Below are 25,178 nucleotides of genomic sequence, written 5' to 3'. Positions count from 1 at the left end.
AAATGGGTCGCTCATCTGGGAAATGACGGCCAAAGGCTCAAGGAATTCGCCCTGTAGCAACACGTAGCGGGCAGGAGGTAACGATGGATCTCAAGGACAGGCGCGCCTCTGGTACGGCATGGTAGCCGTGATCGTGGTATTGGTTGTGATTGCGTATGCGGCTGGTTGGTTTGGCGGCACACCGATACCAGCACCGCAGCAGTGAGAGCGATCGTCATTCTCGCTTGGCGGCAGCTGACTGCTCAGTCTCTAAAGGTCGAAGGAAGGGACACCTGATTGGCTGTTTCGCTGGTTCGGCCACCATCCTGACGACGCACAGCCTGCACCGTTTTTGAGATGGCTTCCGCTCAAGTTGTTGGAACGGACCGGTCCTTGGATCGCGCGCAATCCGCAACACTCCGCCATCGGGCCGGGTAACTTCGATAGTGGTTTCGACACAGAAACTGCGATCCTACGGAGTAGCCAGGCGCCAGGTCGTGCCGGAAGTCGTACACTGGATTCACAAGGCCCAACGACCGAGCGGAGAACTCGTATCAGCCCGGCCTTCGGCGGTTTCGAAGCTAAACTGCCACTCCCTTGATCCCGCTGCCCGGCCCGCAATGGAGCCGGGCTACTCCAGCACAGACTCTGCCCGTCGGTCACCTCGATCGGCACGACGCCAGACCGACATCGTCGGACAGCCGCGCATGTTGACCGCGTTTCGCCAAATTAATGGCCGGATCTTTGCGAAGCCTCCACATCTGCGTGAACGAAGCCCTCCAGGCATCATCGTGATTGGACTTCACGATCCGTTGGAGTCACGCTGGCTGCAGGCATAAGAAGGATATGGGTGGACCAACTATCGTCCGAATAGGAGGCCAACATGAAGCACCAAACGATCGAGCAACTGCAGATCGTCGCCGAGATCGATCAGGCCTACCCGCGCCAGACCATGTCGCGCAGCGAACGTCTTGAACGCTGGGCGGAGCTCCTCGAACGGAACCCTGACCGGCGCCTCTCGACGCTGCCTCAGACTGAGTACCAGCCGGCTAATGCGCGCGCGATCATGCGCGGCCACGACACGCCGATTTCGATCGCTTTCGAGGATCCTGTCCTCCGCGCCGCCGGGTTGGAAAACGACAACTACGGCGAAGCGAAGCGGTTCTTCGAGCTGACCGACAGGCAATTGCATGAGATCATCTGCTATTGCCATTTCGGCGCGACGGTGAACGCCGCAACGGCCGCCCGTCACATCCGTGCGGCGATTGCCGGGAGACAGCCCGGCATGTTCGCTCGGATGCGTGAGGCGTTCGTCGGATAAAGCCGGTGCCGTTTCGCAGCATCATTTTTGAAGCGGCTCGCAAGGAAAGCCGCCGCCGCAGCGCAGGCAAGCGCTCCCCACGCGGGAAGGCTGCGTTGCATGAGGGATGGTGCGGTCATGATTATCCAAGGTCCTTTTCGAGAGCGGCGTCGAGGTCTGCTGGGCTGAGCTGCACCATCTGTTGCGCCGAACTCTGCAGGGCGATTGCCGGCAGGTGAATGAACGCGCCGACGCGTCGCCAGGCAAGCCTGGAAAATTTGGCGCTCCTATCATTCGAGTGCCAAAGGGGCTATGTTAAGTGTTGCAGTCGCTCTATGTGCGGCGGCAGAAAGAACCCCCAATGAAATTCCGACCACTCCACGACCGCGTCGTCATTCGGCGCGCTGAAGGCGACAACAAATCCAAGGGCGGAATCATCATTCCCGACACCGCCAAGGAAAAGCCTCAGGAAGGCGAAGTGATCGCCGTCGGCCCTGGCTCGCGTGATGAGAGCGGCAAGCTGATCCCGCTCGACGTCAAGGCCGGCGATCTCATCCTGTTCGGCAAATGGTCCGGAACCGAGGTCAAGATCGACGGCGAGGATCTCCTGATCATGAAGGAGAGCGACATTATGGGCATCGTCGAGAAGACCAAAGCAGCCAAGAAAGCCGCCTGACCGGGCGATTTGCGCTCTCCTAATTTCTAGACTGAATTGGACGTAAAATCATGTCTGCCAAGGAAATCAAATTCGCTACCGATGCCCGCGACCGGATGCTGCGCGGTGTCGAGATCCTCAACAATGCCGTGAAGGTGACGCTCGGCCCCAAGGGCCGCAATGTCATCATCGACAAGGCCTATGGCGCGCCGCGCATCACCAAGGACGGGGTCGCCGTCGCAAAGGAAATCGAGCTTGCCGACAAGTTCGAGAACATGGGCGCGCAGATGGTGCGCGAAGTGGCTTCCAAGACCAACGACCTCGCCGGTGACGGCACCACCACCGCCACGGTGCTGGCCGCCTCGATCCTGCGCGAAGGCGCCAAGCTGGTTGCCGCCGGCATGAACCCGATGGACCTCAAGCGCGGCATCGATCTTGCCGTGGCTGCCGTGGTGAAGGACATTCAAGCCCGGGCCAGGAAAGTCAAATCTTCGGACGAGATCGCCCAGGTTGGCACGATCGCCGCCAATGGCGACGCGTCGGTCGGCGCAATGATCGCCAAGGCGATGAACAAGGTCGGCAATGAGGGCGTGATCACCGTCGAGGAGGCCAAGACCGCCGAGACCGAACTCGATGTCGTCGAGGGCATGCAATTCGACCGTGGCTATCTTTCTCCCTATTTCGTCACCAATGCCGACAAGATGCGCGCGGAGCTGGAGGACCCCTACATCCTCATTCACGAGAAGAAACTCGGAAATCTGCAGGCGATGCTGCCGATCCTCGAAGCGGTGGTGCAAAGCGGCAAGCCGCTGCTGATCATCTCCGAGGACGTCGAAGGCGAAGCGCTGGCGACCCTTGTGGTCAACAAGCTGCGCGGCGGCCTGAAGGTCGCGGCCGTCAAGGCGCCGGGATTCGGCGACCGTCGCAAGGCCATGCTGGAAGACATCGCCGTGCTCGCCGCCGGCCAGATGATTTCCGAGGATCTCGGCATCAAGCTGGAGAACGTCACCATCGACATGCTCGGCCGCGCCAAGCGCGTGCTGATCGAAAAGGACACCACCACGATCATCGACGGCGCTGGTGAAAAAGCCACCATCCAGGCGCGTGTCCAGCAGATCAAGTTGCAGATCGAGGAAACGACCTCGGATTACGACAAGGAGAAACTCCAGGAGCGGCTGGCGAAGCTGGTTGGCGGCGTTGCCGTCATTCGCGTCGGCGGCGCGACCGAGACGGAAGTCAAGGAAAAGAAGGACCGCATCGACGACGCGCTGAACGCCACGCGTGCGGCGGTGGAAGAAGGCATCGTTCCCGGAGGCGGTGTGGCGCTGCTGCGCGCCAGGTCGGCGCTTAACGGGCTGACGGGAGCCAATGCCGATGTGACGGCCGGCATTTCGATCGTGCTGAGGGCGCTCGAGGCGCCGATCCGCCAGATCGCCGAGAATTCCGGCGTCGAAGGCTCGATGGTCGTTGGGAAACTCATGGACAGCAAGGATCACAATCAAGGTTTCGATGCTCAGACCGAACTCTACGTCGACATGATCAAGGCCGGTATCGTCGACCCCGCCAAGGTCGTTCGCACGGCCCTGCAGGATGCCGGCTCGATTGCCGCGCTCCTGATCACCGCCGAAGCAATGATCGCGGACATTCCGCAGAAGGATGCGCCCGCTATGGGTGGCGCAGGAGGTATGGGCGGAATGGGCGGAATGGACTACTGAGCGGCGCCTGAAAACTATAGCCAGGACGACGGAAGGCCAGCGACGCGGGGACATGCGAGCCGATATCTCGGCGATCATCGGTTCGCTCGACATCGTGTTCGGGGAGATCGATCGATAGGCGCTCGTCGCTGTCGTTTTTGCTGCTAAAAATAGTCTTGGAGACAGGAACATGACCGACACTCTTGCCGAGAAAACATGTACGCCTTGTCGCGGCGGCGTCCCGCCGCTCACGCGTGATGAAGCCCAACGCTTCCAGGCACAGGCTCCAGATTGGGAGCTGGGTGATGATGCCCACCGCATCCAACTGAGCTTTCGATGCCGCAATTTCCGGGACGCGCTCACCCTTGTTCAGGAGATCGGTGAGCTCGCCGAAACCGAAGGCCATCACCCCGCATCAGCTTCGGCTGGGGTTATGTGACGGTTTCCCTGAGCACCAAGAAGATCAATGGACTGCACGAGAACGATTTCATCATGGCGAGCAAGATCGATCGGGTGCTCGATCGCTCGGGCCGGCCCGTCGACCGCCAGCAGTGACACGGCAAATCCATCGCCAATCTAGCGAGGTCGTTTATGCCACACATCCGAACCGACAATCAGCGCGTCACCCAAATCACCATCGTCGATTCTGAACCGGACAAGCAGGCCGAGGCATTGTCCGTCATGACCGAGCGAGCGCGCTTTATGGCGCGCCAGCCTGGCTTCATCTCAATCAGCCTGCATCGCAGCCTCGACGGGCGGCGCATCGTCAACTACGTCCAATGGCAGAATCGCGATCTGCTGCGATCGGCTCATCGGTCGCCGGAATTCCGCAAGGAGTGGGGTCATTTCGATCAGTTGACGGACGAGATCGATCCCAATCTGTACGAAGTAGCCCAAGTGATAGATAGTGGTCAGTAGGCGTGCCGCCACATGACCTGAACCGCCGGGTCGAGACGGCCGACATGAGCTGACAAAGTCTAAGCCATGGCTGCCATGAACCATCGCGTCGTCACCGTGTTCGGTGGAACCGGGTTTCTCGGCCGCCGCGTTGTTCGGCATCTACGCACTGGTGAGTTTATCGTTAGGATTGCATCAAGACATCCGGAACGGGCCAGGAAGCTGTTTGGTTCTGATGATCCGCAACTTCAATCGGTCGAAGCCAATATCCACGATGAGCGGGCGATCGCCGATGCACTTGCCGGTGCTTACGGGGTTGTAAACGCGGTCAGTCTTTATGTCGAACAGGGACAGGAGACCTTTCATTCCGTGCATGTCGAGTCGGCCCGGCGGGTTGCAGTTCAAGCACACCGAGCTGGCGTCGAACGGCTCGCTCACATTTCAGGAATCGGCTCCGATGTTGGCTCGCAGTCGCTCTACATCCGCAAGCGTGGCGAAGGCGAACTGGTGGTGCGTGCGGCGTTTGCTGACGCCACTATCATCCGCCCGGCGGTGATGTTCGGACCGGATGACGCGTTTCTCACCATTATCCTCAAACTTCTCCGCCGGCTTCCAATCTATCCGATGTTCGGTCGCGGCCTGACGAGATTGCAGCCGGCCTATGTGGGCGATGTGGCAGAGGCGACCGCACGAGTGCTGCAGGGGACGGAAACGCATGCGATCACGTATGAGTGCGGCGGTCCTCGCGTCTACTCTTACAAGGAATTTCTCAGAGCCGTTGCGCACCAAGCCGGTCTTAAGCCCAAACTGATTCCAATCCCATTTGCCGCTTGGCACGCGCTGGCTTGGTTCGCCGAAATGCTCCCGAGCCCGCCCGTCACTCGGAATCAAGTGGAACTGATGCAGGTCGACAACGCGTCATCGCCGCAGATGCCGGGATTTGGAGAACTTGGAATTTCGCCGTACTCGGTCGAGGAAATGCTCCAGGAGATACTGTGGGATCACTGATTAAAGAGCTTCTTTGGCTAGTGCGCTCCCGCCAAGGGGGGCGCTTCAAGACCGACTTCCTTCTGGCCATGCCTGTCGGCCTCAAGCGCTAATATTTGCCTTCGTCTCTCAACCGATCGCGCTGCTCTTTCGCTATCACCCGTGCATCTTCACGTGATTTGAAGGGGCCAAGGGCCTATCGCGGCCGTCGACGTTCACTTTAATATACCAGCGACCGTCCTTCTCCTCGACGTCGATCGTTGTCGGCGGACGCTTCGGCAATGACATGGCCCCACTTCTGTTTGCTCACGTGAGAAAAGCATTTCGCGGCGCTTCGGGCAAATGCCCGATAGCAATATTGCGGGCGGAATTCGGGTGCCGAATGACGTCCGAAACGCTCCATCTAATACTTTAGTTGTAATCTCTCGCGTGTTTGATATCGTGACGGCGGGAGGAATTCAGATGGCGGTGGAGTGCACATTCGCGCCCCATATGGGCGTCTTTTCAGCCAATGAACTGGATCTCTTGAGAGGTGTGGTTCGTGAAGCGTTGCGGTCCGGCGAAGCGGAGCTTGACAAAGAGGACGCTGAAATGATCGCCCGCGCAGTGATTGCAGCCTGCGAGGCTGGCACCTCAGGTCGCGAGGAATTGCTTAAAGCCGCCCGGATTGCCGTCAGACGCTGCGCCCTCGATCATTATTACGATCGAGCGGCAGGCTTGTTCGCATAGGATTTCGCATCTGACGCAATGCAGGGCGGAGTTACTCGTTCTTGCGCCGCTGGCAATTGGCGCACCGGGTGCAGAGGCCTGTCAGTTGTGTCAGACCTCCTATCAGAGGGTCCGAAGCTCATCGGCCGATGATTTACCTGACCGTTTGTCCTGCACCAGCTCGTAGCTGACCTTCTGGCCCTCGTCGAGACCCCGCAGGCCGGCGCGATTCTTCGCCTAAGTAGAGCGACACACTAGGACGGACGATCGATGCGCCGCTCATAAAGCTTCCCAACAAGCTCATGGTGCCGTTGCTCCAACGCCATCCACTGGGCGAGGTCAGTCCGAACGTCGATCGCGGATAGTTCGGCAAGGATTGCCTTGATCTCGGTTATGATGCTCTGGGCTTCTTGGTCGTCGCTGGGAATGATCATGCTCGCCTCCTAGATGGGCAGCAAACCACGGAATGCCCCATTTCAATAGTCCGTCGGGGAACCAAAGGAAATCAAATTGACGCGCTCGGCAGGGTTCGAACCTGCAACCCACGGATTCGAAGTCCGGTGCTCTATCCAGTTGAGCTACGAGCGCATGGCGGGTTGGGAATCGAGCGTTCCGGTGGGCCGACGTGAACAACCCGAGAGAGGGCGGAGGCGATGGCGCCGTTCTGATCATCCGGTCGCTATGGCAGGTCGTAGGTAGTGACGCTCGGCAGCGAACCGTATCTCACCCTTATTCTCGCCGCTCAAGTGATTGCCGCCTCGTGGAAACCGGCTGTTTTCGAGGCTACTTGTTGATTGTTCAGGACATCTGGAAGTACCCGCAGTCAGAGCAGGCGAACTCCAGACACCGGCAGTCAGCTGTGATTGTTTCGCCGCCTTCTTGCAAATCGGGCATGGAGCCGAACGCTTTGCCATTCCATGTCCTCCCAATACCCTTCAAAGAAACCATACGCGGCACTCCCGTACAATCAGCGCTTTTGCGTTGATCGAGTTTTTAATCGGCGACTGCCCTTGGCTATCAAGCGCAACGAACGCCGGCGGAAGAAAAGAGGCGGCTTAAGGAAGTGACCTGGCTAGATCAACCGATACCGCTCCTTAGATTCGTTTGCCCGTCGCCTCGTGCCATTGGTGTCATCGGTTTTAGCTCGCTGCACCGCGTCGCTTTGAGCCCGATCTGAGTTCTTCTTTCTTCCGCTAGCGCCGCCTTCATTCTCCCATCGCTCGATTGCCCTCCGTTCGAGCACCTTTCGCGTCTTAAGCACGTCGAACTCAATTCCGACGCCAGCCGATAGAGCTTCACTCGCGATGGCGTCGGCAAGATCGCCGTCGGAGATTTCCAGTTCAGGAAAGATCTGTCTTATTGCTGCTAGGGCCTCCGAGAGAGCAATTGGTTTCGGGTCTCTTTGGACCTGGTTGAGGAAGGCGCTAATTGCGGCGAGCACTTCAGGCTGAATTCGGTGGGTCGGGTCCGCGCTATTCATGGCGATTCTCCCTGGCAATCGTCTTAACGGTGCATATGCGTTGAGGGTTCCCCCACGCGCGCAGGCACCAGTTTTCGCGGGTATGAGTGATTGGCCGCATTCACCGTGGCATTTATTGCCTGAGTTCTCCGGCCATTCGCGCGTCGGTGGAACAGCGCCGACCATGCCAGGGCCACGGTTCTTGGGATTTCGACCGGGCTTCGCGACGGGTGCCGCGCTCAGATGCTGCCTTTCGACAGTCCCAAGGCTTCGGCAGCTTCAGCCTGGGACAGCGCCATCATGCGGGCGCGCTCTCGGATTTCACCATCAGGTTCAGGGCGGGGCTGTAAACTTGCCGAGCCCGCGCGGGCCGGGCCGGACGAGACAGCGCGCCGGATCATCGAATTGCTGGCTCGCGCCGCAATTCTGCAGCGCAAATCGCTGAGACGGCACTATCGGCGGGGACTGGATCGCGGCGCAGCGCGCGTCGAGGCCGAGCTCGTCAAAACCTCTACCGCTTGGCCGGGAGCGACGGCGTGGCCGTTAGGCCAACGCCTTCGGCGCTGCAATGCCGCTTCGGATGGTCGCGATATCTGCCGCCGGCGTCCAACTGAGGCCGCGCCGTGCGATCCAAAGTAGGACGGATTGACCGGCGAGGCCGACGACAATCGAAGTAACAGCTATTCCCGAGATGATATCGGCATGCATGTGTGCGAGCCCCCGCTCTGCTTAAGCTACGGGCACGGAGTATTGGCTATGACTCGCGTGCGAGTCGAGGGCCGGCACCTACTTCGAAAGGGGTACATTGTGGCCGGTAGGGCAGCAGCCAAAAGGGATACCAGCGAGAGTCACGCCGAAGACTATCGGCGCTACTTGCTCATTCAAGTAACTGGTTCAATACGGCGGTGTCCCCGCGGGGGCGACCGTGGCTGATGAGATAGACGATAAGACCCTGTCTCACTCGTCAGCGATGCCTTCATTGGCCAGCAAGTCTCTTATGTCGAAAAGGTCGCGCGGATGTTGCCGGTCGAGGGCCGCCATGATCTTGCCCGAGTATAAATCTGCGAACGAGACGACCTGGATTTCTGCGAAACCGAACCGATCTTCGACCGCCGCGGAAACGTGCCTCGTTTCCGGCGCAAAGACGCAGCCGCGCAGCGCACCGTCGCTTTGACGGACGTGACCTGAACGAAGGAGTTCCGCCTCGGAGGAGGAGGCCGGTGCAGACCAGGAACGACGGGAAGCACGCCATCTTGCCTGCGGCCGCGCCGATAGGGCTTCGACACCTTCAAGGACGACGTCCATCCGCGCCAGCCCACATGGAAAGGCTGACCGAAGGATTGCTCCTGGCGGACATCGTTGAAAAAGTCGGCTGTGTCTCGGCCACGACAACGACCGATTTTCGCGTCATGTCTTGCCGCGATTTGGCAATGCGCTGGGGACCGCGTGTTTCAAAAATCGACGACAGGCGTGTCCGGCATCTGGTGCTCGAATAGGGTCCAGAACGGCGATCCTCGCGTTTCGGCGTACCAATTCTCGAAATCGGCGAGGGCGTCGTGAAGGTTCGTTGCAGGTCCGTCCTCTCTCGATGTGGAAGCGCGGAATACCGCCAGCGCAACCGGCGCGAAATGCGCGGTCACTTCCGTATACACCTCGCTGTCCGAAGCCCAGCCGAGGCGCAGACTCAGGACAGCGAAAGCGCTCGCCACGGCGACCTCCTCGCTTTCCGCCGAAGCGATGGACTCGGCGATCGCCTGCATGAGGTTGAGGCGCCTGAAAGCGAATGCGCGTTCCTGCTCAAGCGTTGCAATCCGCACGGCGGTATCCCGCCGGAAGTTTCCCTCGGCAGCCTTGGCAGCCTCGGCAGCAGCTTTCAGTTCATGCAGGAAAGGGGCCATCACCATCATCATTGCGTCTTCAACAGGATGGCGGAAGAGAGTGGGAGTCGAACCCACCAAGGACCGTCTCGCGGCCCCTCCCGGATTTGAAGTCCGGACGCCCCACCGGGGACGCTGCTCCTCCAGAAGCCTTTATGGTCTGCGACTCATTATCGTCCGGGTTGCGAAACAGATCCAGCCGATGGCTGTTGACGCGTCGCAGATCGCCGCGCCGCAAGGTGACACCGTGCCGGTCCAGAAATTCGAGAATGTTAATGGCGACCTTGCGCCCGCAACCCGCGCGGTCGCGAAACCGGGCAGCGCTGAACTGCCCATCAGGCTCGGCGGCTAGATCATGGGCGATTTCGACGATCTCGGCCAGCGCCGAGCGCAGGAAAAAGTGATCGTGCGCGATCTCATGCACTTTCCCAATGCGGCACGTGAGCTTCAGAAGCCGGCGGATTTCCGTTTCCGGTCTGGCCAACGTGCCGGCGATATCGCGCACCCGCGGCGGATGGAATCGCTCGAAACCACTTATCAGCGGCTTGATCTGCATCCAGAGAGCCTCCTCCCTGGGCGCGAGATGGACCTCGTGGCCCGGAAGCCGCACCCAGGCGCCGTCAAGGTCAAGCTCGCCGCTTCGAGCCAGGCCGCGCAGAACGGCGGCGAATGCGGGAGCCGGGAGACGCGGATCGAGCTGAAGGCGCAGCCTTTCCGTTGCAATGCCCGGCACATCCGGATTGCTGGCGTGAAAGGTCTCCAAGGTCGCGGTCAAGTCGCGCTTGAACCGTGCCCAGCATGTTGACGATACTGCGAGATGTGTCCGATCGGCGGGAATGTTGACCAGGCCGAGACGCTCGATCAGACGTGCAGTCTCGCCGGCGCCAAGCGCCCTGTCACGCGCGAACGCGCCAAGGTCCAGGTAGCGGGGCGGAGCCTCGAGAAGCGCTGCGACGGCCTGCTCGGGGGAGGGGATCGCATATGCTTCGAGCCTGGCCAACCGCTCAGGGGCACGGCGCCTGCGGCTCGGCGCCCTCAAATCAATGAAGCGCCCGCCGCCGATGGTCCGTTGCGCCGAGGTGTCTCGCACCACGTAGGCGTCGCCTGCTGCGGCCGCGATCGGGCTCTCCAGAACCAATTGAACCTTGGCAACGCCGCCGGGTGCGATCGCGTCATCGCCGAGAAGCACGATTCTGGCTCCGACCTCGGCGGCAGCATGATGGAGCCGCACCGGAAACCATTGACCGATCGGCTTGAGCTCTCCCGGCAAAACACGCAGCCCGGCGTCGATCCGATCCGTGGGTGCATGAAGTTCTGGATCGAGGACGACGTCACCGCGGCGGATTGCTGCCCTGTGGATGTTTTCGCCCGTTAGGTTGAGCGCGCAGCGGTCACCAGCATGGCCGCGTTCGGCGGCCCGGTTCTGGGCGTGAATCGAGCGTACTCGCGCTTCCAGCCCTGATGGGCTCACCGCAACTCTGTCGCCGATGCCGACCGAACCTGAAAGGACGGTACCGGTCACGACAGAGCCGATACCGTGCAGCGTGAAGCAGCGATCCGCCGCCAATCTGAAGCGGCCCGAAGCCGCGCGCCTGGCAAATCGGCCCGCCTCCTCGAACAGTTGGCGTCGGAGATCGTCGATGCCTTCGCCTGTGACGATTGAGGCCGGAACCAGTTCGGCCTCGGCGAGAGCGGTGTCCGCGAGCGCGGCGCGGATGTCCGCGACAACGGCAGCACGGCGCTCGGATGCGGCCAAGTCGGACTTCGAGAGCACGATCAGACCGCGTCTGACGCCGAGCAGATCCAGGATGGCGAGGTGCTCCCGCGTCTGCGGCATGACGCCGTCGTCGGCAGCCACGACAAACAGCACGAAGTCGATACCGCTTGCACCGGCGAGCATCGTGTGCACGAAGCGCTCGTGTCCGGGCACGTCGATGAAGCCGACGATGTCCCCGCCCGGCGCCGGAAGATAGGCGAAGCCGAGATCGATCGTCATGCCGCGCGCCTTTTCTTCCTTGAGCCGGTCGGTGTCGACGCCGGTCAAGGCATGCACAAGCGCCGTCTTGCCGTGGTCGACATGTCCCGCCGTACCCACGATCATGGCGTGATCTCCGGCAGGGCCGCCGCAGCGCGGCGCTCTGCCTCAGCAATTTCCATCGCACCCAAGACAGTGCGTGCAGCTCGTATATACCGACCCGCAAGAGGGCTACCGCCTTCTCGTGCACGCAAGAGCCACGCATAGGCTTCGACCGCGTCGGCCGGCACCCCGGTCCCCAGATGGTAGGCGGCGCCGAGCATGGCCTGACCGTCCGGATCCCCACGCAAGGCGGCGCTGCGCCACCACCGGGCCGCTTCGGCAGGATCGCGCGGTACGCCGAGCGCTTCGTGGTAAAGCATGCCTAGGCGAGTCATAGCCGATGCGATCCCCTGACCGGCGGCGGCAACTGCCCAGCGCCGCGCTTCGGCAATGTCAGGCTCTATCACTTCACCCTCGACCAGCATCCAACTAAGCATATCCTGTGCCGGCCCGTCGCCCTGTTCGGCTGCCGCCCGATAGAGCCCGGCCGCGCGGCGGTAGTCCTGCTCGACGCCCTTGCCGCGGAAATAAAGCGATGCCAGGTTCCGTTGCCCGACGGCATCGCCGGAATTTGCGGAGAGCGCCAGCCAACGGACGGCGAGGTTGCGATCCTGCTCGACGCCGAGCCCCTCAGCGAAGCAGGCCCCGATATTGTTCTGTGCGCGGGCCACACCGGACCGGGCCAGAGGCTCCCAGATATCGAGAGCCGTCGCAAAGTCGCCCCGCTTGGCGGCTTCCAGACCTGCGGCCAGTCGTTCAGCCACCGGCATATGGGCCGGCCCGCGCGCGGCACGATCAAGCCATCGCATCGACGCCTCCCGATGAGAGGTTCGCCAGATTGGGCATGAAGCCGGCTTCGTCCTCGAGACAGCGCAGGTCAAGCACGAGCGCCCCATTATCGATGCGCCCGATTACCGGGACGGGCAGCGCCCGCAGTTCGGCCGCAAGCGCGTCCAATGCCTGGCCACTCCCTGATCGGGGACGCAGTGCAAGTCCGGCGCTCGGCAAGGTGTCGAGCGGTAGCGCGCCAGATCCGACCTGGCTGAAGCACTCCACGGCGTCGACTGCGAACGCGTCGCCTAAGGCTTTGGCTAACGCGGGAACGAGGCGCTCCGCCTGGGCGGCGATGTCGGCGACCGCGCGCGCCAGGAACCTCAGCGTCGGCAACCGCTCCGCCAGACGATCGGGATTCCGATAGAGCTTCAGCGTTGCCTGAAGCGCGGCGAGCCGAAGCTTGTCGACCCGCAGCGCCCGCTTCATCGGATTCCGGCTGATCTCGGCGAGCAGATCCTGTCTGCCGATGATGAAGCCCGCTTGCGGGCCTCCCAACAGCTTGTCACCCGAGAAGGTAACGAGATCAGCGCCGTCGGCGACCGCCTCGCGTATGGTGGGCTCGTGCCTGAGACCGTAACGGGCGAGATCGACGAGCGTGCCAGAGCCGAGATCGTGCACGAGAGGCACGCCACGCTCCTTCGCGATCGAGGCAAGTTCGCGAGCCGAAACCTCAGCTGTGAACCCTTCGATGCGGTAGTTTGACGTGTGTACTTTCAGCACGAGGCCAGTTGCAGGACCGATGGCTGCGAGATAGTCCCTGGGATGCGTGCGGTTGGTGGTGCCGACTTCAACAAGTTTTGCGCCGGCGCGGGCCATGATGTCTGGCATTCGGAATGAGCCGCCGATCTCGATCAGCTCACCACGCGACACGATCGCCTCGCGACCGAGCGCGAGCGTGTTGAGTACGAGAAGAACGGCAGCCGCATTGTTGTTGACGATGGTTGCGTCCTCGGCTCCGGTCAGCTCGCAAACGAGCGATCGAAGATGATCGTCCCGTTCGCCGCGCTCGCCTTTCTCGACGTCGAATTCGAGCGCCACCGCTTCGCACATCGCCAGCCGAACAGCCTCGACCGCGTCTTTCGCGAGGAGGGCTCGTCCGAGATTGGTGTGCAGTACCGTCCCGGTCAGGTTGAAGACCCGGCGTAGGGAAGTGCGTGCTCCTTCTTCGAGCCGCGCGAGGGCTTTGGCGGCAAGATCGCCGGCTTCCGGCATCCTGGCTCCGGTGCGGCAAACGGCCCGGGCTTCGGCGAGTGCTTCGCGGATGGCGTGCGCTGCAGCCTGTTGGCCGAAACGCTGGGCCGTCGCCGCGCCAAGCGGCGTATTCAGCGCCCGATCGACCGAGGGGAGATTGCGCAGGCGGCTTGCGGACACACCGGTCATCGCATCCTCAATAGCCAATCAGGAACGGGTTGAATGATCCACGGCGATAGCCGCCTTCGCGGACGAGTAGATCGAGGCCGAGCGTAGCCACGTCGTCGGCAACGGGGTCGAGAGCGGGATCCTTATGCTGATGCAGGATTTTCACATAGCAGCCGCATGAATCGCAGGTCTCGGCCTTTATCGTGCCTGGCCCGCCGTCGATTTCCTGGTAGCCGATACCCTTGGTCGAGCCACACAGCGTGCATTTTATGCGGACATAGTTCCACCACGTCCCGCAAAGCGAGCATACGCAGAACCGCGCCCCGTGGGCGCCCTGCCAGCCAACGATGATCGATGAAACCGGCGGGCCGCCGCAGACCGGACATGCTCCATCGCCTACCGGGACTAGCGCAGAGGCGTCGAGGCGGGCGGCTATGCGGGCGAAGTGGACCTGCAGCGCGGTCGCGACATAGACATGCTCGGCGAGGGCATCCATCGGGATCGCATCAGCGAGAACGTTGCGCACCATGCCATCGCGCTTTGCCGGTGCAGCCTGCTTCAGCCGGCCAAGCGCATCAGCCGCCGTGGCCGGCTTCTCGATCGCCGACGCCGCGCTGATCAGCCTGTCGAGCGTCTCGACAATGACGTTCGGCGCGAGCCTCCCGCGATCCAGTGGCGGCATTCCGAAAGTACGCGCACGCTCACGTGCTTCCGTATTCGGCAACTCCGGCTCCCGCAAGCCCGCCTGGACGCCATGCTGGGCCTCGGCGAGAGCGGCAAGAAAGCGAAGATAGGGACCAAGTTCATGGCTTGCCGCCAGGGTGTTCAGCCGCTGCGCGCGGCGAGAAAACAGACGTTCAGACTCGGGGAGGCAGGCAAAGGGAGGGGCGGAGACTTCGCCGATGGCGGTGGGATCGGAACCGGCCGGAATGATCTGTTTGGGCATTCAAAACCTCACGAACCGCACGGGCCACGTGGTTGCCGGATCAGCAGACAAAGATCGTGCGCAAATAAATCTAGGGCGCGATGATCGAAAGTCATCCCGCCAATACCGCCCTACTTGGCGGGCTTCGATCCCGATCCTTCACTCGATTTCATCGTGACGAGTTCCCGCAGCCATTTGCGATGGTGCCGCCAGGCCCAGCCGCCAGTTACCCGTCCGCGCGTCATGGCGGGAATGGTGCCGCGCACCCAGATGGCCGAGTAGAAATGGATAATCCAAACGCCGATGATTGCCACCGCAGCGATCGAATGAACAAGCAGCGCCACCCGCTGCTGGCCGATCGTGGTGTAGGCGGCGAAATATTGTTGCCAGATGACGATGCCGCTCGAAATCAGGATGACGATGAGGATCGACATTGACCAGAAGACGAGCTTCTGGCCGGCATTGTACTTGCCGACTTCAGGGACGTTGTCCTCGTGATTGGTCAAGACGTCACGGATACGGGCGAGCCACGTTCTGTCCTCGCGCCTCCACAAATTGGCCTTCCAGAAGCGAAGGAAAAGCCCAAGGAAGCTGAAGAACAGCAAGACGCCGATCCATGGGTGGATGAAGCGCGTGAACTGGCCGCCGCCAAACAGCCCCGACAGGAAGAACAGGCTCGGGTGAAACATGGCAAGGCCGGACAAGGCGAGCAGGATCAGGCTGGCTGCGGTAATCCAGTGGTTGATCCGCGCGCCCACCGTGTAGCGGTCCACGGTGACTGGCTTGCCGGGATGTACCTGCTCGTTCGGCTTTACGTCATACCCGGCCATCGTTGTCGCCTTCCGTCAGTTCTTCGGCATGCTCCTCGTCCGTCTCGGAGACCCTGTTCGGTCCCATGACCAGATGGTGAAGCAGGCCGACGCCGGCCGCCACGCCGAGAATGGTGAGGCCGGCATATTTGGTCACGCCCTTCCACGCCTCCACGAGCGGACTGATCTTCGGCTCCTTCGGCAGACCAGAATAGAGTTCCGGCTGGTCGGCATGGTGCAGCACATACATCACATGTGTCCCTCCGACGCCGGGCGGATCGTAAAGGCCGGCATTCGAATAGCCGCGCGATTTCAAGTCCTTGATACGGCCGTCGGCGTGCTGTTTCATCTCGTCTTTCGTGCCGAACACGATCGCCTGGGTCGGGCAGGCCTTGGCACAGGCTGGTCCCTGGCCGACAGCGACGCGGTCGGAGCAGAGCGTGCATTTGTAGGCCGTGTGATCGACTTTGGAGATGCGCGGAATGTTGAACGGGCAACCCTTGATGCAGTACCCGCAGCCGATGCAGTTCTCATGGACGAAATCGACGATGCCGTTCGAATACTGCACTATGGCGCCTGGCGCCGGACAAGCCTTGAGGCAGCCAGGGTCAGCGCAGTGCATACAGCCATCCTTGCGGATCAGCCATTCGAGTTCGTTCGTCTCGGGATTGTCCCATTCGCTGAAGCGCATCAGAGTGAACATGTCCGGCGTCAGATCGGGAGGATTCTCATAGACGCCGGCATTGAAGCCGATCTCAGGATGCGTGTCGTTCCACTCGATGCAGGCCGTCTGGCACGCCTTGCAGCCGATGCATTTCGAAACATCGATGAGCTTGGCGACTTTCGTCAATTGCTGCTCGGGCGCGGGGACCGTCGAGGCCGAGCGGCGGATGAGGTCCTTGTCGGAAAAACGCGGTGCGGTATCCGTCGTCGAAGGATTTGGAAGTGGAGGAAACATCGCTTGCGCCTCCTACGCTACCGGCCCGGCGATGGGCTCGATGTTGACAAGGAACGCCTTGTATTCGGGCGTCTCGATGTTGGCGTCGCCGACATAGGGGGTGAGCATGTTCGGGCCAAAGCCTTTCCTCGCCGCTCCGGTGAAGCCCCAGTGCAGCGGTATTCCGACGATGTGAACGGTCTTGCCGTCGCAGGTGAGCGGCCTGATCCGCTTGGTCACCACCGCCTTCGCCGTAATCGAGCCGCGCTTCGACCAGACCCGTACCCAGCCGCCCTTGGCGATGCCCTTCTCGGCCGCAAGCTGTTCCGAGATCTCCACGAAGAACTCCGGCTGGATCGCCGCATTGGCGATGACGTGCTTGGTCCAGAAGTGGAAATGCTCGGTCAAGCGATAGGAGGTCGCCGCGTAGGGGAACTCCTGCGAACCCGCTTCGGCGAACTGAGCCAGATCGCCTTCGAACACCCGCGCCGCGGGGTTGCCGCGGACTTTGGGAGCTATCGGGTTCGCGATGGGCGACTCGAACGGCTCGTAATGCGCCGGGAATGGTCCGTCGCGCATCATGCCCCGGGTAAAGAGGCGCGAGACGCCTTCCGGATTCATGATGAACGGGCCCACTTGATCGGGCTTTGCCGTTGGCAAGATGTCGGGGACATCGTAGCCCGACCATTTCGTGCCGTCCCACTCGATCACCTTGCGGCTTGGATCCCAAGCCTTGCCGGTGAGGTCAGCTGACGCCCTGTTGTAGAGAATGCGGCGGTTGGCGGGCCATGAGAACGCCCATTTGGAATAGGCGCCGGTTTCGTCAGGATCGGTCGTGTCCCGCCTGGCCATGTTGTTGCCATTTTCGTTGAAGCAGCCGGAATAGATCCAGCAGCCGCAGGAGGTGGAGCCGTCGTCGCGCAGTGCGGCGAAGCCCGGCAAGAGCTTTCCGGCCTCGGCCAGCACCTTTGTCGGGTCGGCCGCGTCGGTCACCCTAGCGAGCGCCCTGCCGTTGATCTCCTGGGCAAGTTCCTCGGCCTTCGGATCCCCCGGATCTGCATAAGGCCAACTGAGCTTGACGATCGGATCGGCGAAGGCGCCGCCTTCCTTGGTGCAGAGCTCCTTCAGGCGCAGAAAGAGCTGCGCCATGATCCAGGTGTCGCGCTTGGCCTCGCCGGGGGGCGTGCCGCCGGCCCAATGCCACTGCAGCCAGCGCCCCGAATTGACCAGCGAGCCGTCGTCCTCGGCGAAGCAGGTGGAGGGCAGTTGGTAGACTTCCGTCTGAATCTGCGACGGATCGACGTCGTTGTATGGCCCGTGGTTCTCCCAAAACCGACCAGTCTCCGTATCCAGCGGATCCATGATGACGAGGAATTTGAGCTTCGAGAGGGACTCAGTCACCTTCTTCTTGTTCGGAGCTGCCTGTAGCGGGTTGAAGCCCTGGCAGAAATAGCCATTCATCTTGCCCTGGTGCATCAGCTCGAAAGTACGCAGCAGATCGTAACCCGGCAGGTCTAGCTTCGGCAGGTAGTCATAGGCGAAGTCATTCTCCGGCGTTGCCGCGTCGCCCCACATCGACTTCTGGAAGCTTACGAAGAACTTCTTGTAGTTCTGCCAGTAGCTCATCTGGTTCGGCCGGAGCGGCTTGAAACCGCGCGTCGACATGTAGGTGGCAAGATCCGGCTCCTTCTGCGTCGGCAGCGTCAGGTAGCCCGGCAGCAGGTTCGACATCAGCCCGATGTCGGTCAGCCCCTGGATGTTGGAGTGGCCGCGAAGCGCGTTCATGCCCCCGCCGCGTATGCCGATATTGCCGAGAACAAGCTGCAGCATCGCCATGGCGCGGATGTTCTGCGAGCCCTTCGAGTGCTGGGTCCAGCCGAGCGCGTACATCGAGGTCATCGCCTTGGTCGGCGACGAGCATTCCGCGACCATCGCGGCCACCTTCAGGAACCGGTCCTTCGGTGTGCCGCAGATACGCTCGACCATCTCCGGTGTGTAGACCGCGACATGCTTCTTGAGCAGGTTCCAGACGCAGCGGGGATTGGCCAGCGTCTCGTCGACAACGGCAAAGCCGTCCGTGCCTATGTCATAGTCCCAACTGGACTTGTCATAGTCCCGCTTCACCTCGTTGTAGCCGGAGAAGAGGCCGTCCTGATAGGTGAAGCCCTCCTTGACGACATAGGTCGCGTTGGTGAAGGCCTTCACATAGTCCCATTGCACCTTGTCGTTCTGGACGCAGTAGTTGATCAGCCCGAGCAGGAAGGCGATGTCCGTTCCCTGGCGGATCGGCGCGTAAAGATCCGACACAGAAGCCGAGCGCGTGAAGCGCGGGTCGATGACGATGAGCTTGGCGCCGCGGTTGGCCTTCGCCTCCGTGACCCATTTGAAGCCGCAAGGATGCGCTTCGGCGGCATTGCCGCCCATGATGACGACGAGATCCGTGTTCTTGATGTCGGTCCAGGAATTGGTCATTGCGCCGCGGCCGAATGTTGGGGCGAGACTCGCCACCGTCGGGCCGTGTCAGACACGTGCCTGGTTGTCGAACACCAGCATGCCAGCGCTGCGGACCACCTTGTAGGTCGCGAACGCGGTTTCATTGGTTGAAGCTGAGGCGGCGAGGAAGCCGGTGGTAATCCACCGGTTGACCGTCACGCCGTCATTGTTCGTCGCGACGAAGTTCTTGTCGCGATCGTCCTTCATCAGGCGGGCGATGCGGTCGAGCGCGTCTTCCCAGCTTATCGGTTCGAACTTGTCCGAGCCCGGTTTGCGGATCATCGGATGTTGTAGACGGGTCGGCGACTTTACAAATCCGAGCAGGGCCGACCCCTTGGGGCATAAGGTGCCGCGATTGGTCGGATGGTCGGTGTCACCCTCGATATGGGTGATCTCGGCCGGCTCGCCCTTTCTGAGATCGCCCTTCGAATACAAGATTACGCCGCAAGCCACAGAGCAGTATGGACAGGTGTTGCGTGTTTCGGTGGTGTTCGCGAGCTTGAAGGGCCGTATGGCCGCCGCGTGTGCGGCCTCGATGTCGCCGAAGCCGAGGGCTCCGATCGTCGTGCCGGCGAGACCCGCGCCTGCCGCCTGCAGGAACGCGCGCCGTGAGAGTTCTACATCCATTGAAATGTCCTCCCGAAGTCGATGCCCGTCGGGCATCCGCAACCTAGGATAACGGAGCTATTTTGAACCGAATCGAACCAATGTCAAACAAAGTCGACAAAGGAGGTTGTGTGGCGCACCACAATCGCGGCGGTTTATTGCCCTGCACCTGCGTTTCGCGTCTACCCCGGAATGCGATTGACGCTCGTCGCGAGCTGACCCTACAGTGCAGTGTGGTGCTGAAAATGGCTCCCGCGTGCCGGGGCGCCTTTCGAACGACTGCCGACGGTAGCGATGCCATGCGCTCCGGCGCGGTAGATGTATCCCGTTTTACGGCTCGCGCGACGCATCATTGGACGGTCAGTGCCGTTGCCGATGCGTCCGATCTCTTGTCACGTCCGATTGCAACCGAACGATCGCTGGCCCGCTGGGATCGGTGCGTTTGTTCGGCGCCGATCAAGGAGGCTTTACCATGACAACCGCCGTCGCGACTGATCCTGCCGGAACGCCGGTCGTGCGCCTGACCAGCCTTGCCCACGGCGGCGGCTGCGGCTGCAAGCTGGCGCCGTCCGTCCTGCAGCGGCTTCTTGACAACCAGGCCGAAGCCAATCCCTTCCGGGAGCTCCTCGTAGGCACGGAGACAGGCGATGACGCCGCGGTTTGGCAGATCGACGAGGCCACATGCGTGATTGCGACCACCGATTTCTTCATGCCGATGGTGGACGATCCTTATGACTTCGGACGGATCGCGGCTACGAACGCGATCTCTGATGTTTATGCGATGGGTGGCCGACCGATCATGGCTTTGGCGATCCTGGGCATGCCGCTCGACAAGATTCCGGTTCCTATAGTGCGGGAAATTCTGAGGGGCGGCCGAGCCATTTGTGCCACAGCCGGTATCCCGGTTGCTGGGGGCCATTCCATCGATTCACTTGAGCCGATCTATGGCCTCGCCGTAATCGGCACATGCCGGCCGGAGGACGTGCGGCGCAATTCCAGCGCCAGGCCCGGAGATGCCTTGATCCTGACGAAGGGGCTAGGCGTCGGAATCTATTCCGCGGCCATCAAAAAGCAGGCGTTGTCGCCCGGCGGCTACGAAGAGATGATCGCTTCGACAACCCTTCTCAACCGGGTCGGTTCGGACCTCGCGCGGGATGCGTGCGTCCACGCAATCACCGACGTGACAGGGTTCGGCCTGATCGGGCATGCCCTTGAGATGGCGCGCGGCTCCGGCTGCACGTTCGTCATCTGCGACCACGACGTTCCCGTCTTTGAGGAAGCGGCAGTGCTCGCGGAGCGCGGTTTCGTCACCGGCGCCTCGCGGCGCAACTGGTCGTGCTATGGCGATGCAGTTCTCCTGCCGCCGGATATGCCGGAGTGGCGACGCCATCTTCTTACCGATCCACAGACTTCGGGCGGGTTGCTGGTTGCCTGCGAGGCTGACAGCGCCGCGGCACTCGTCGACAAGATTATCGCGGCAGGTTACCCATCGGCCAGACTGGTGGGCCACGTCGAACCTGGCTCGGCCTCCATAGTCATCAATGCGTGACCACGAAAAGCGTAGGGTTCGGCCCAGCCCAGGTTGCAATGCAGGACGCTTCTGTTGGTTTGCGGTTTCGCTGCGGTGGATGGCTCGCTCTGGCGAGGTGTGATAGGCTACGCTGACGGTACTTTTTGAGATGGAGTCGCGTGCGCTAGCTGTGGAACCTCAACAGGTTGTCCTCGGTTAGGCCGAGGCGGCTGATTGGTGTTTTGGACTTTAGGCTGCCGTGCGGTCGATGCCAATTGTATCGGTGCAGCCAGACGGGAAGTTCTCCGGCACGATGATCGGAGGTCGGGTAGGCAATGGCGTAGGCCATTCCCTGAGCGCGGTCTGAATGAAGCGCTCTGCCTTGCCATTGGTCTTCGGCGTATAGGGCTTTGTGCGGATATGTTTGAGGCCAAGCTCGCGGCAGGTCCTGGCGAAGGCTTTCGATCTGTAGCAGGAGCCGTTGTCGGTCATGACGCGCGCGACTGAGATACCAAGGCTGGCATAATAGGCCACCGCTGCCTTGAGGAAGGCGATGGCGCTTTCCTTGCGCTCGTCGGGCAGTATTTGCGAGAAGGCGACGCGCGAAGCGTCGTCGATGCAGACATGAACGAACTCCCAGCCCACGCCGCGACTGTTGGACTGGCCGGTGCGATCGCCGGTGATGCGGTGGCCAACCCGTTCAAATCGCCCGAGCTTCTTGATGTCGATGTGGATCATGTCGCCGGGATGCTCGCGTTCGTAGCGTCGGACCGGTTCGGCCGGCTCGATGTCTCTGAGCCGCGACAGTCCAGCACGCTTGAGAACCCGGCTGACGGTGGCGGGCGACACGCCGACCTCCATGGCTATGTGCTTGCCGGTCAGCCGCTGGCGGCGCAAGGCGACGATGCGCTCGGCCACGGCCTGTTCGGTCATGCTCGCCATGACGGTGGGCCGCGACGAACGGTCGGCCATGCCTTTGCTGCCCTGGGCCTTGTAGCGCTCGACCCAGCGCGCCACGATCTTCGCCGACACACCATACGTCCGCGCCGCATTGGCTTTGGAAAAACCGCCTTCTATCACCGCCAGCGCCATCTCCTCTCGACGCAGCGGCGTGAGACGGGCATTCTTATGGATGTTCATTCGGACCCTCCGACGAGTGCTGAAGCCTGGTAACTCCAGTCTCCTCGGTCCGGTCCGAATGGACAACCTTCTGAAAGCTCACAGCTAGCGGACGCCGCGAGAGAAAAAATCGGCCGACTGACTCCGATAGTAGGCGAAACCTCAAAAATATTTTTTTGGTGATTTTCCATTTAAAATCAACACCGTAAGATTTTGACGGTCCGAGAGTCGGCTTTTGACGCTGCAAGCAAGAAAAAACCCAGCTAGATCAATGATCTAACTGGGTTTAAAACAATCGAGTGGGAGTAGGGGGTTAGCGTAGTCTGGAGTGCTTCGGCGTAGTTTTTCGCAGAAAAAGAAACGTTTCGCGGTCTATCTCATTCACCATCGGATCTACATCATCAATTGAAGCCATTGACCGTCTAAGTCATTGATTTTTTTGGCTGCAGGCAAATTGGGCGCTCGCTCGAGGGCAGCGCTCAATTTGACGGTACTTTTCATATCAGGCTCAACGTCCGAGAAAAGTACCGTCACGGATTTTCGAGCCTGACGGTACTTTTTTAGAGCGTCGGGCGATTAACATGCAACATAGCTGGCCTCTTTGAGAAAGTTCCAACATTCGGTTGGGCTGAACTGATCACAGATATTGCCGATGGCGCGCCAGAGATCGTCATAGTTTCGCGCTTTGGCTTTGCGCAGCAGTGTCTTGAGCTTGGCGAAGGCCATCTCGATGGGATTGAGGTCTGGGGAGTATCTGGGCAGGAACAGGAACCACGCGCCGCGCTCGGCCAGGGCCTGTGCGGCGCGCGGACTTTTGTGAACGTTGAGATTGTCGAGGATGACGATGTCGCCACGGCTCAGGCTTGGTGCAAGCTGGGTCTCGACATAGGCATCGAAAGCCGCGCCGTCCATGGCTCCTTCGATGATCCAGGGCGACACGAGTTCATGGCAGCGCAATCCGGCGATGAAGGTCTGGGTTTGCCATTTGCCGAAAGGCGCGTCGGCCCGCAGCCTTTCGCCGCGAGGGGCGCGGCCACGCAACGGCGTCATGTTGGTCTTGACGCTGGTTTCGTCGATGAAGACCAGCCGCGCCGGTTGACATCGCATCAGCGGCTGGCGGCGCTCGCGCCAGTCACGCCTGGCTTGCTTCACGTCGGGGCGTTCTTGCTCCGACGCCAGCAGCGCTTTTTTTATAGGTAAGCCCTTCCCGGCACAGAAACTTCGACAGGTTCGAAGGGTCCACCTTCACCCCGTGCTCAGCCTCGAGCCAGGCGCCAAGGTCCGGCATCGTGATGTCCGGTTTGGCATGCACCTTATCCAAAATGACCTGCCGCAACGGCCCCAGCTTGCCAGAGCCGGCCGGGCGGCCCTGCCGCGCCGGCGCCAGTGAACCGGTCGCAGCATACCGCGCTTGCACCCGCACCGCCGTTGACGGAGCCACCTCAAATTGAGCCGCCACCGCTCGCCGCGACTTACCAGCTGCAATGCCCCGCACCATCCGAAGTCGCAAATCAGCCGAAGTTATTTTTCCCATGAAGCACCTCCGTGCCCAAGGGAATCACAGTTCCACCAAAAAGGGAATCACATCGATTCACCCAATTCGCCCGACGCTCTAGGTCAACGTTTTGAAATGTATAAAGAAAATCGCCCACGGATGACGCCGCCCGGATTGAGCGTTACGTCGGAACGGCCGTGGATGATCTTGCCGCCATGCGCCGTCCATTCGGCGAAGTCGCCATGACACCAGACATTGTCGAAGCGTTCGAAATAGGCCGTCTGAGAGCGCGCATCTGATTTTCAACCTGTGGGATTGTCGCTCAAAATACTCTGGCTCGACAGCCTCCCACTGCTCATCGCATTGCCGCATGCCCTAAATAGGCTCCGGCACACTTGGCAAACAGTGGTGTTGGCGATGTGAATGACCCTGGGGACACTGGCAAATAAGGAGCGCTTCAGAAGCCAAGCGCCACAGCCATGCCGCTAAGCCTTTCCGACACGTTGCTGCGTCGCGATTGCGCTGGCGAGCCAGATCGGATTGAACAGGTGAGCCAGCGTTCTGTAGGAAGGCGGGTCGATTTGATCAAGCCCTCTTTCATCGCTACTATTCAGAAACGCACCGATGCCTTCGTCGACAGCGATGGGATCCGGAATCCGCAGACCCAGCGACGCCAAGTCGCCGGCAACCGACGTCTCGGGCGGCAGGTAGGCAACTGCGGAGCGCAACTGCATGTTCGGCACGGGAAGCCGGATCATCACTATTCGGGTAACCGATGGCCGTGCATCAGGATCGATGATCGTCGCACCGCACATGAGGCCAGCCAGGACGCTTACCGGCGGTGTCGGCAAGAAGAGGCAGAAGAAGAAGCGGGCATCACCGCCAGGTTCGCGCAGATCGAGATGCATGGCCCGCCCCGACATCACGAACGGACCTTCCAGACGCAGCCCGCTCGTCGGCAAGCGCTCGGCATAGGAAACGAGAAGCTTTTGCGGGCTCTGCGGTCGCGTGATCGACAATTCCCCACGGATAAGCTGACCGCCAAAGTAGGGCGACCAGGCATGGGAGTAGCAGGCGTAGGTCCCCTCGAGCGACAAGCTCGGTTCTTGGTGCTGTCCAGCGCCTGAACGGCTCGAGGATTCGATCCGCCGCTCCAGTGTGTCACGGTCGCAATTGTGTCGAGCACAAACAGCGTCGATGAAGTCGCCGAGATCGCACTCGGCAACCCAGGCTCCGGGATGTCCAAGATCCAGGACCTTTGCCCAGTCCTCATAAAGCCGAAGCTCGCGCGGGTGAGCACGCCCTTGGATCCACTTGTGCGCGCGATCGACATCGAACGAAGTCGCCGGGTTAGCGCGACGGAACGCAGTCGCGAGATCCTTGGCCGTCACGGTACCCAACAGGGCCGCGGTCGCTCGCAATTTCTGATCGATATCCCGTGCCACATCAATTTCCTTG

At 61.2% G+C, this 25,178-nt stretch carries 19 protein-coding genes, 2 tRNA genes and 4 pseudogenes; 8 read left to right on the top strand and 17 right to left on the bottom strand.

Features of this window, described 5'->3' with window-relative positions:
- Positions 1-862: 862 nt before the first annotated feature.
- The 7 genes and pseudogenes from ACSQ3L_RS28050 to ACSQ3L_RS28020 all read left to right on the top strand — a co-directional run bounded on the left by ACSQ3L_RS28050 (position 863) and on the right by ACSQ3L_RS28020 (position 6,241).
- Positions 863-1,300 (top strand): hypothetical protein, encoded by a 438-nt coding sequence (locus ACSQ3L_RS28050; protein WP_136621987.1) that lies wholly within the window; start codon positions 863-865, stop codon positions 1,298-1,300.
- A gap of 340 nt (positions 1,301-1,640) precedes the next feature.
- Complete coding sequence (groES, locus tag ACSQ3L_RS28045; RefSeq protein WP_258589076.1) at positions 1,641-1,955, top strand: co-chaperone GroES; 315 nt, start codon at positions 1,641-1,643, stop codon at positions 1,953-1,955.
- A 50-nt stretch (positions 1,956-2,005) separates the two neighbouring features.
- Positions 2,006-3,649 (top strand): chaperonin GroEL, encoded by a 1,644-nt coding sequence (gene groL / locus ACSQ3L_RS28040; RefSeq protein ID WP_436162852.1) that lies wholly within the window; start codon positions 2,006-2,008, stop codon positions 3,647-3,649.
- A 169-nt stretch (positions 3,650-3,818) separates the two neighbouring features.
- Positions 3,819-4,183 (top strand): annotated as a pseudogene (locus ACSQ3L_RS28035) (4a-hydroxytetrahydrobiopterin dehydratase).
- A 36-nt stretch (positions 4,184-4,219) separates the two neighbouring features.
- Positions 4,220-4,546 carry an antibiotic biosynthesis monooxygenase family protein gene (locus ACSQ3L_RS28030; RefSeq protein WP_436162851.1) on the top strand — a complete coding sequence of 109 codons (327 nt, stop codon included), beginning with the start codon at positions 4,220-4,222 and terminating at the stop codon, positions 4,544-4,546.
- Positions 4,547-4,612: 66 nt separating this feature from the next.
- Positions 4,613-5,533, top strand: a complete 921-nt coding sequence (locus ACSQ3L_RS28025) for a complex I NDUFA9 subunit family protein (RefSeq protein ID WP_436162850.1) — start codon at positions 4,613-4,615, stop codon at positions 5,531-5,533.
- A gap of 321 nt (positions 5,534-5,854) precedes the next feature.
- Positions 5,855-6,241, top strand: coding sequence for a hypothetical protein (locus tag ACSQ3L_RS28020; RefSeq protein WP_436162849.1), 387 nt, complete (start codon positions 5,855-5,857; stop codon positions 6,239-6,241).
- A gap of 102 nt (positions 6,242-6,343) precedes the next feature.
- On the opposite strand, the pseudogene ACSQ3L_RS28015 reads toward ACSQ3L_RS28020, so the two are convergent.
- The 14 genes and pseudogenes from ACSQ3L_RS28015 to fdnG all read right to left on the bottom strand — a co-directional run.
- Positions 6,344-6,457 (bottom strand): annotated as a pseudogene (locus ACSQ3L_RS28015) (cold-shock protein); the annotation flags it as partial.
- Between the two features lie 17 nt (positions 6,458-6,474).
- Complete coding sequence (locus ACSQ3L_RS28010; protein WP_436162848.1) at positions 6,475-6,654, bottom strand: hypothetical protein; 180 nt, start codon at positions 6,652-6,654, stop codon at positions 6,475-6,477.
- 80 nt (positions 6,655-6,734) lie between these two features.
- A tRNA-Arg gene (locus ACSQ3L_RS28005) sits at positions 6,735-6,808 on the bottom strand.
- 484 nt (positions 6,809-7,292) lie between these two features.
- Positions 7,293-7,700 (bottom strand): hypothetical protein, encoded by a 408-nt coding sequence (locus tag ACSQ3L_RS28000; protein ID WP_436162847.1) that lies wholly within the window; start codon positions 7,698-7,700, stop codon positions 7,293-7,295.
- A 936-nt stretch (positions 7,701-8,636) separates the two neighbouring features.
- On the bottom strand, positions 8,637-8,984 hold the full coding sequence (locus ACSQ3L_RS27995; protein ID WP_436162846.1) for a nucleotidyl transferase AbiEii/AbiGii toxin family protein: 348 nt from the start codon (positions 8,982-8,984) through the stop codon (positions 8,637-8,639).
- Between the two features lie 146 nt (positions 8,985-9,130).
- Complete coding sequence (locus ACSQ3L_RS27990; protein WP_436162845.1) at positions 9,131-9,589, bottom strand: hypothetical protein; 459 nt, start codon at positions 9,587-9,589, stop codon at positions 9,131-9,133.
- Positions 9,590-9,605: 16 nt separating this feature from the next.
- A tRNA-Sec gene (locus tag ACSQ3L_RS27985) sits at positions 9,606-9,701 on the bottom strand.
- Positions 9,702-9,830: 129 nt separating this feature from the next.
- Positions 9,831-11,657: pseudogene (gene selB / locus ACSQ3L_RS27980) on the bottom strand (selenocysteine-specific translation elongation factor); the annotation flags it as partial.
- A complete protein-coding gene (locus tag ACSQ3L_RS27975) occupies positions 11,654-12,442 on the bottom strand; it encodes a tetratricopeptide repeat protein (RefSeq protein ID WP_436162844.1) in 789 nt (262 codons plus the stop codon). The pseudogene selB and the gene ACSQ3L_RS27975, both read right to left, overlap by 4 nt.
- On the bottom strand, positions 12,429-13,847 hold the full coding sequence (selA, locus tag ACSQ3L_RS27970; RefSeq protein ID WP_436162843.1) for an L-seryl-tRNA(Sec) selenium transferase: 1,419 nt from the start codon (positions 13,845-13,847) through the stop codon (positions 12,429-12,431). The genes ACSQ3L_RS27975 and selA overlap by 14 nt, the downstream gene beginning before the upstream one ends.
- Before the next feature lie 7 nt (positions 13,848-13,854).
- On the bottom strand, positions 13,855-14,772 hold the full coding sequence (fdhE, locus tag ACSQ3L_RS27965) for a formate dehydrogenase accessory protein FdhE (RefSeq protein WP_436162842.1): 918 nt from the start codon (positions 14,770-14,772) through the stop codon (positions 13,855-13,857).
- Positions 14,773-14,882: 110 nt separating this feature from the next.
- The gene (locus tag ACSQ3L_RS27960) at positions 14,883-15,581 is read right to left on the bottom strand and encodes a formate dehydrogenase subunit gamma (protein WP_436162841.1); all 699 of its coding nucleotides are present in this window, start codon (positions 15,579-15,581) and stop codon (positions 14,883-14,885) included.
- Entirely contained in the window at positions 15,568-16,518 is a 951-nt protein-coding gene (fdxH, locus tag ACSQ3L_RS27955; protein WP_436162840.1) for a formate dehydrogenase subunit beta, read from the bottom strand. The genes ACSQ3L_RS27960 and fdxH overlap by 14 nt, the downstream gene beginning before the upstream one ends.
- A gap of 12 nt (positions 16,519-16,530) precedes the next feature.
- Positions 16,531-19,617, bottom strand: a complete 3,087-nt coding sequence (gene fdnG / locus ACSQ3L_RS27950) for a formate dehydrogenase-N subunit alpha (protein WP_436162839.1) — start codon at positions 19,615-19,617, stop codon at positions 16,531-16,533.
- 451 nt (positions 19,618-20,068) lie between these two features.
- Between fdnG and selD the strand changes: the two genes are divergently transcribed.
- Positions 20,069-21,145 carry a selenide, water dikinase SelD gene (gene selD, locus ACSQ3L_RS27945; RefSeq protein WP_436162838.1) on the top strand — a complete coding sequence of 359 codons (1,077 nt, stop codon included), beginning with the start codon at positions 20,069-20,071 and terminating at the stop codon, positions 21,143-21,145.
- A 145-nt stretch (positions 21,146-21,290) separates the two neighbouring features.
- On the opposite strand, the pseudogene ACSQ3L_RS27940 reads toward selD, so the two are convergent.
- The 3 genes and pseudogenes from ACSQ3L_RS27940 to ACSQ3L_RS27930 form a co-directional block, all read right to left on the bottom strand.
- Positions 21,291-22,246, bottom strand: a pseudogene (locus tag ACSQ3L_RS27940) (IS481 family transposase).
- A gap of 555 nt (positions 22,247-22,801) precedes the next feature.
- Positions 22,802-23,759 (bottom strand): IS630 family transposase gene (locus ACSQ3L_RS27935; protein ID WP_436161484.1). Its coding sequence is split into 2 segments (ribosomal slippage): positions 22,802-23,407 and positions 23,409-23,759, totalling 957 coding nucleotides; the frame shifts between segments, so codons are not numbered across the junction.
- Between the two features lie 446 nt (positions 23,760-24,205).
- A complete protein-coding gene (locus ACSQ3L_RS27930) occupies positions 24,206-25,165 on the bottom strand; it encodes a hypothetical protein (RefSeq protein ID WP_436162837.1) in 960 nt (319 codons plus the stop codon).
- Between the last annotated feature and the right edge of the window lie 13 nt (positions 25,166-25,178).

It is taken from the genome of Mesorhizobium sp. LjRoot246 (assembly GCF_964254115.1).
In the GTDB taxonomy this organism is placed as follows: domain Bacteria; phylum Pseudomonadota; class Alphaproteobacteria; order Rhizobiales; family Rhizobiaceae; genus Mesorhizobium.
This window is presented reverse-complemented; position numbering and strand designations above follow the sequence as displayed.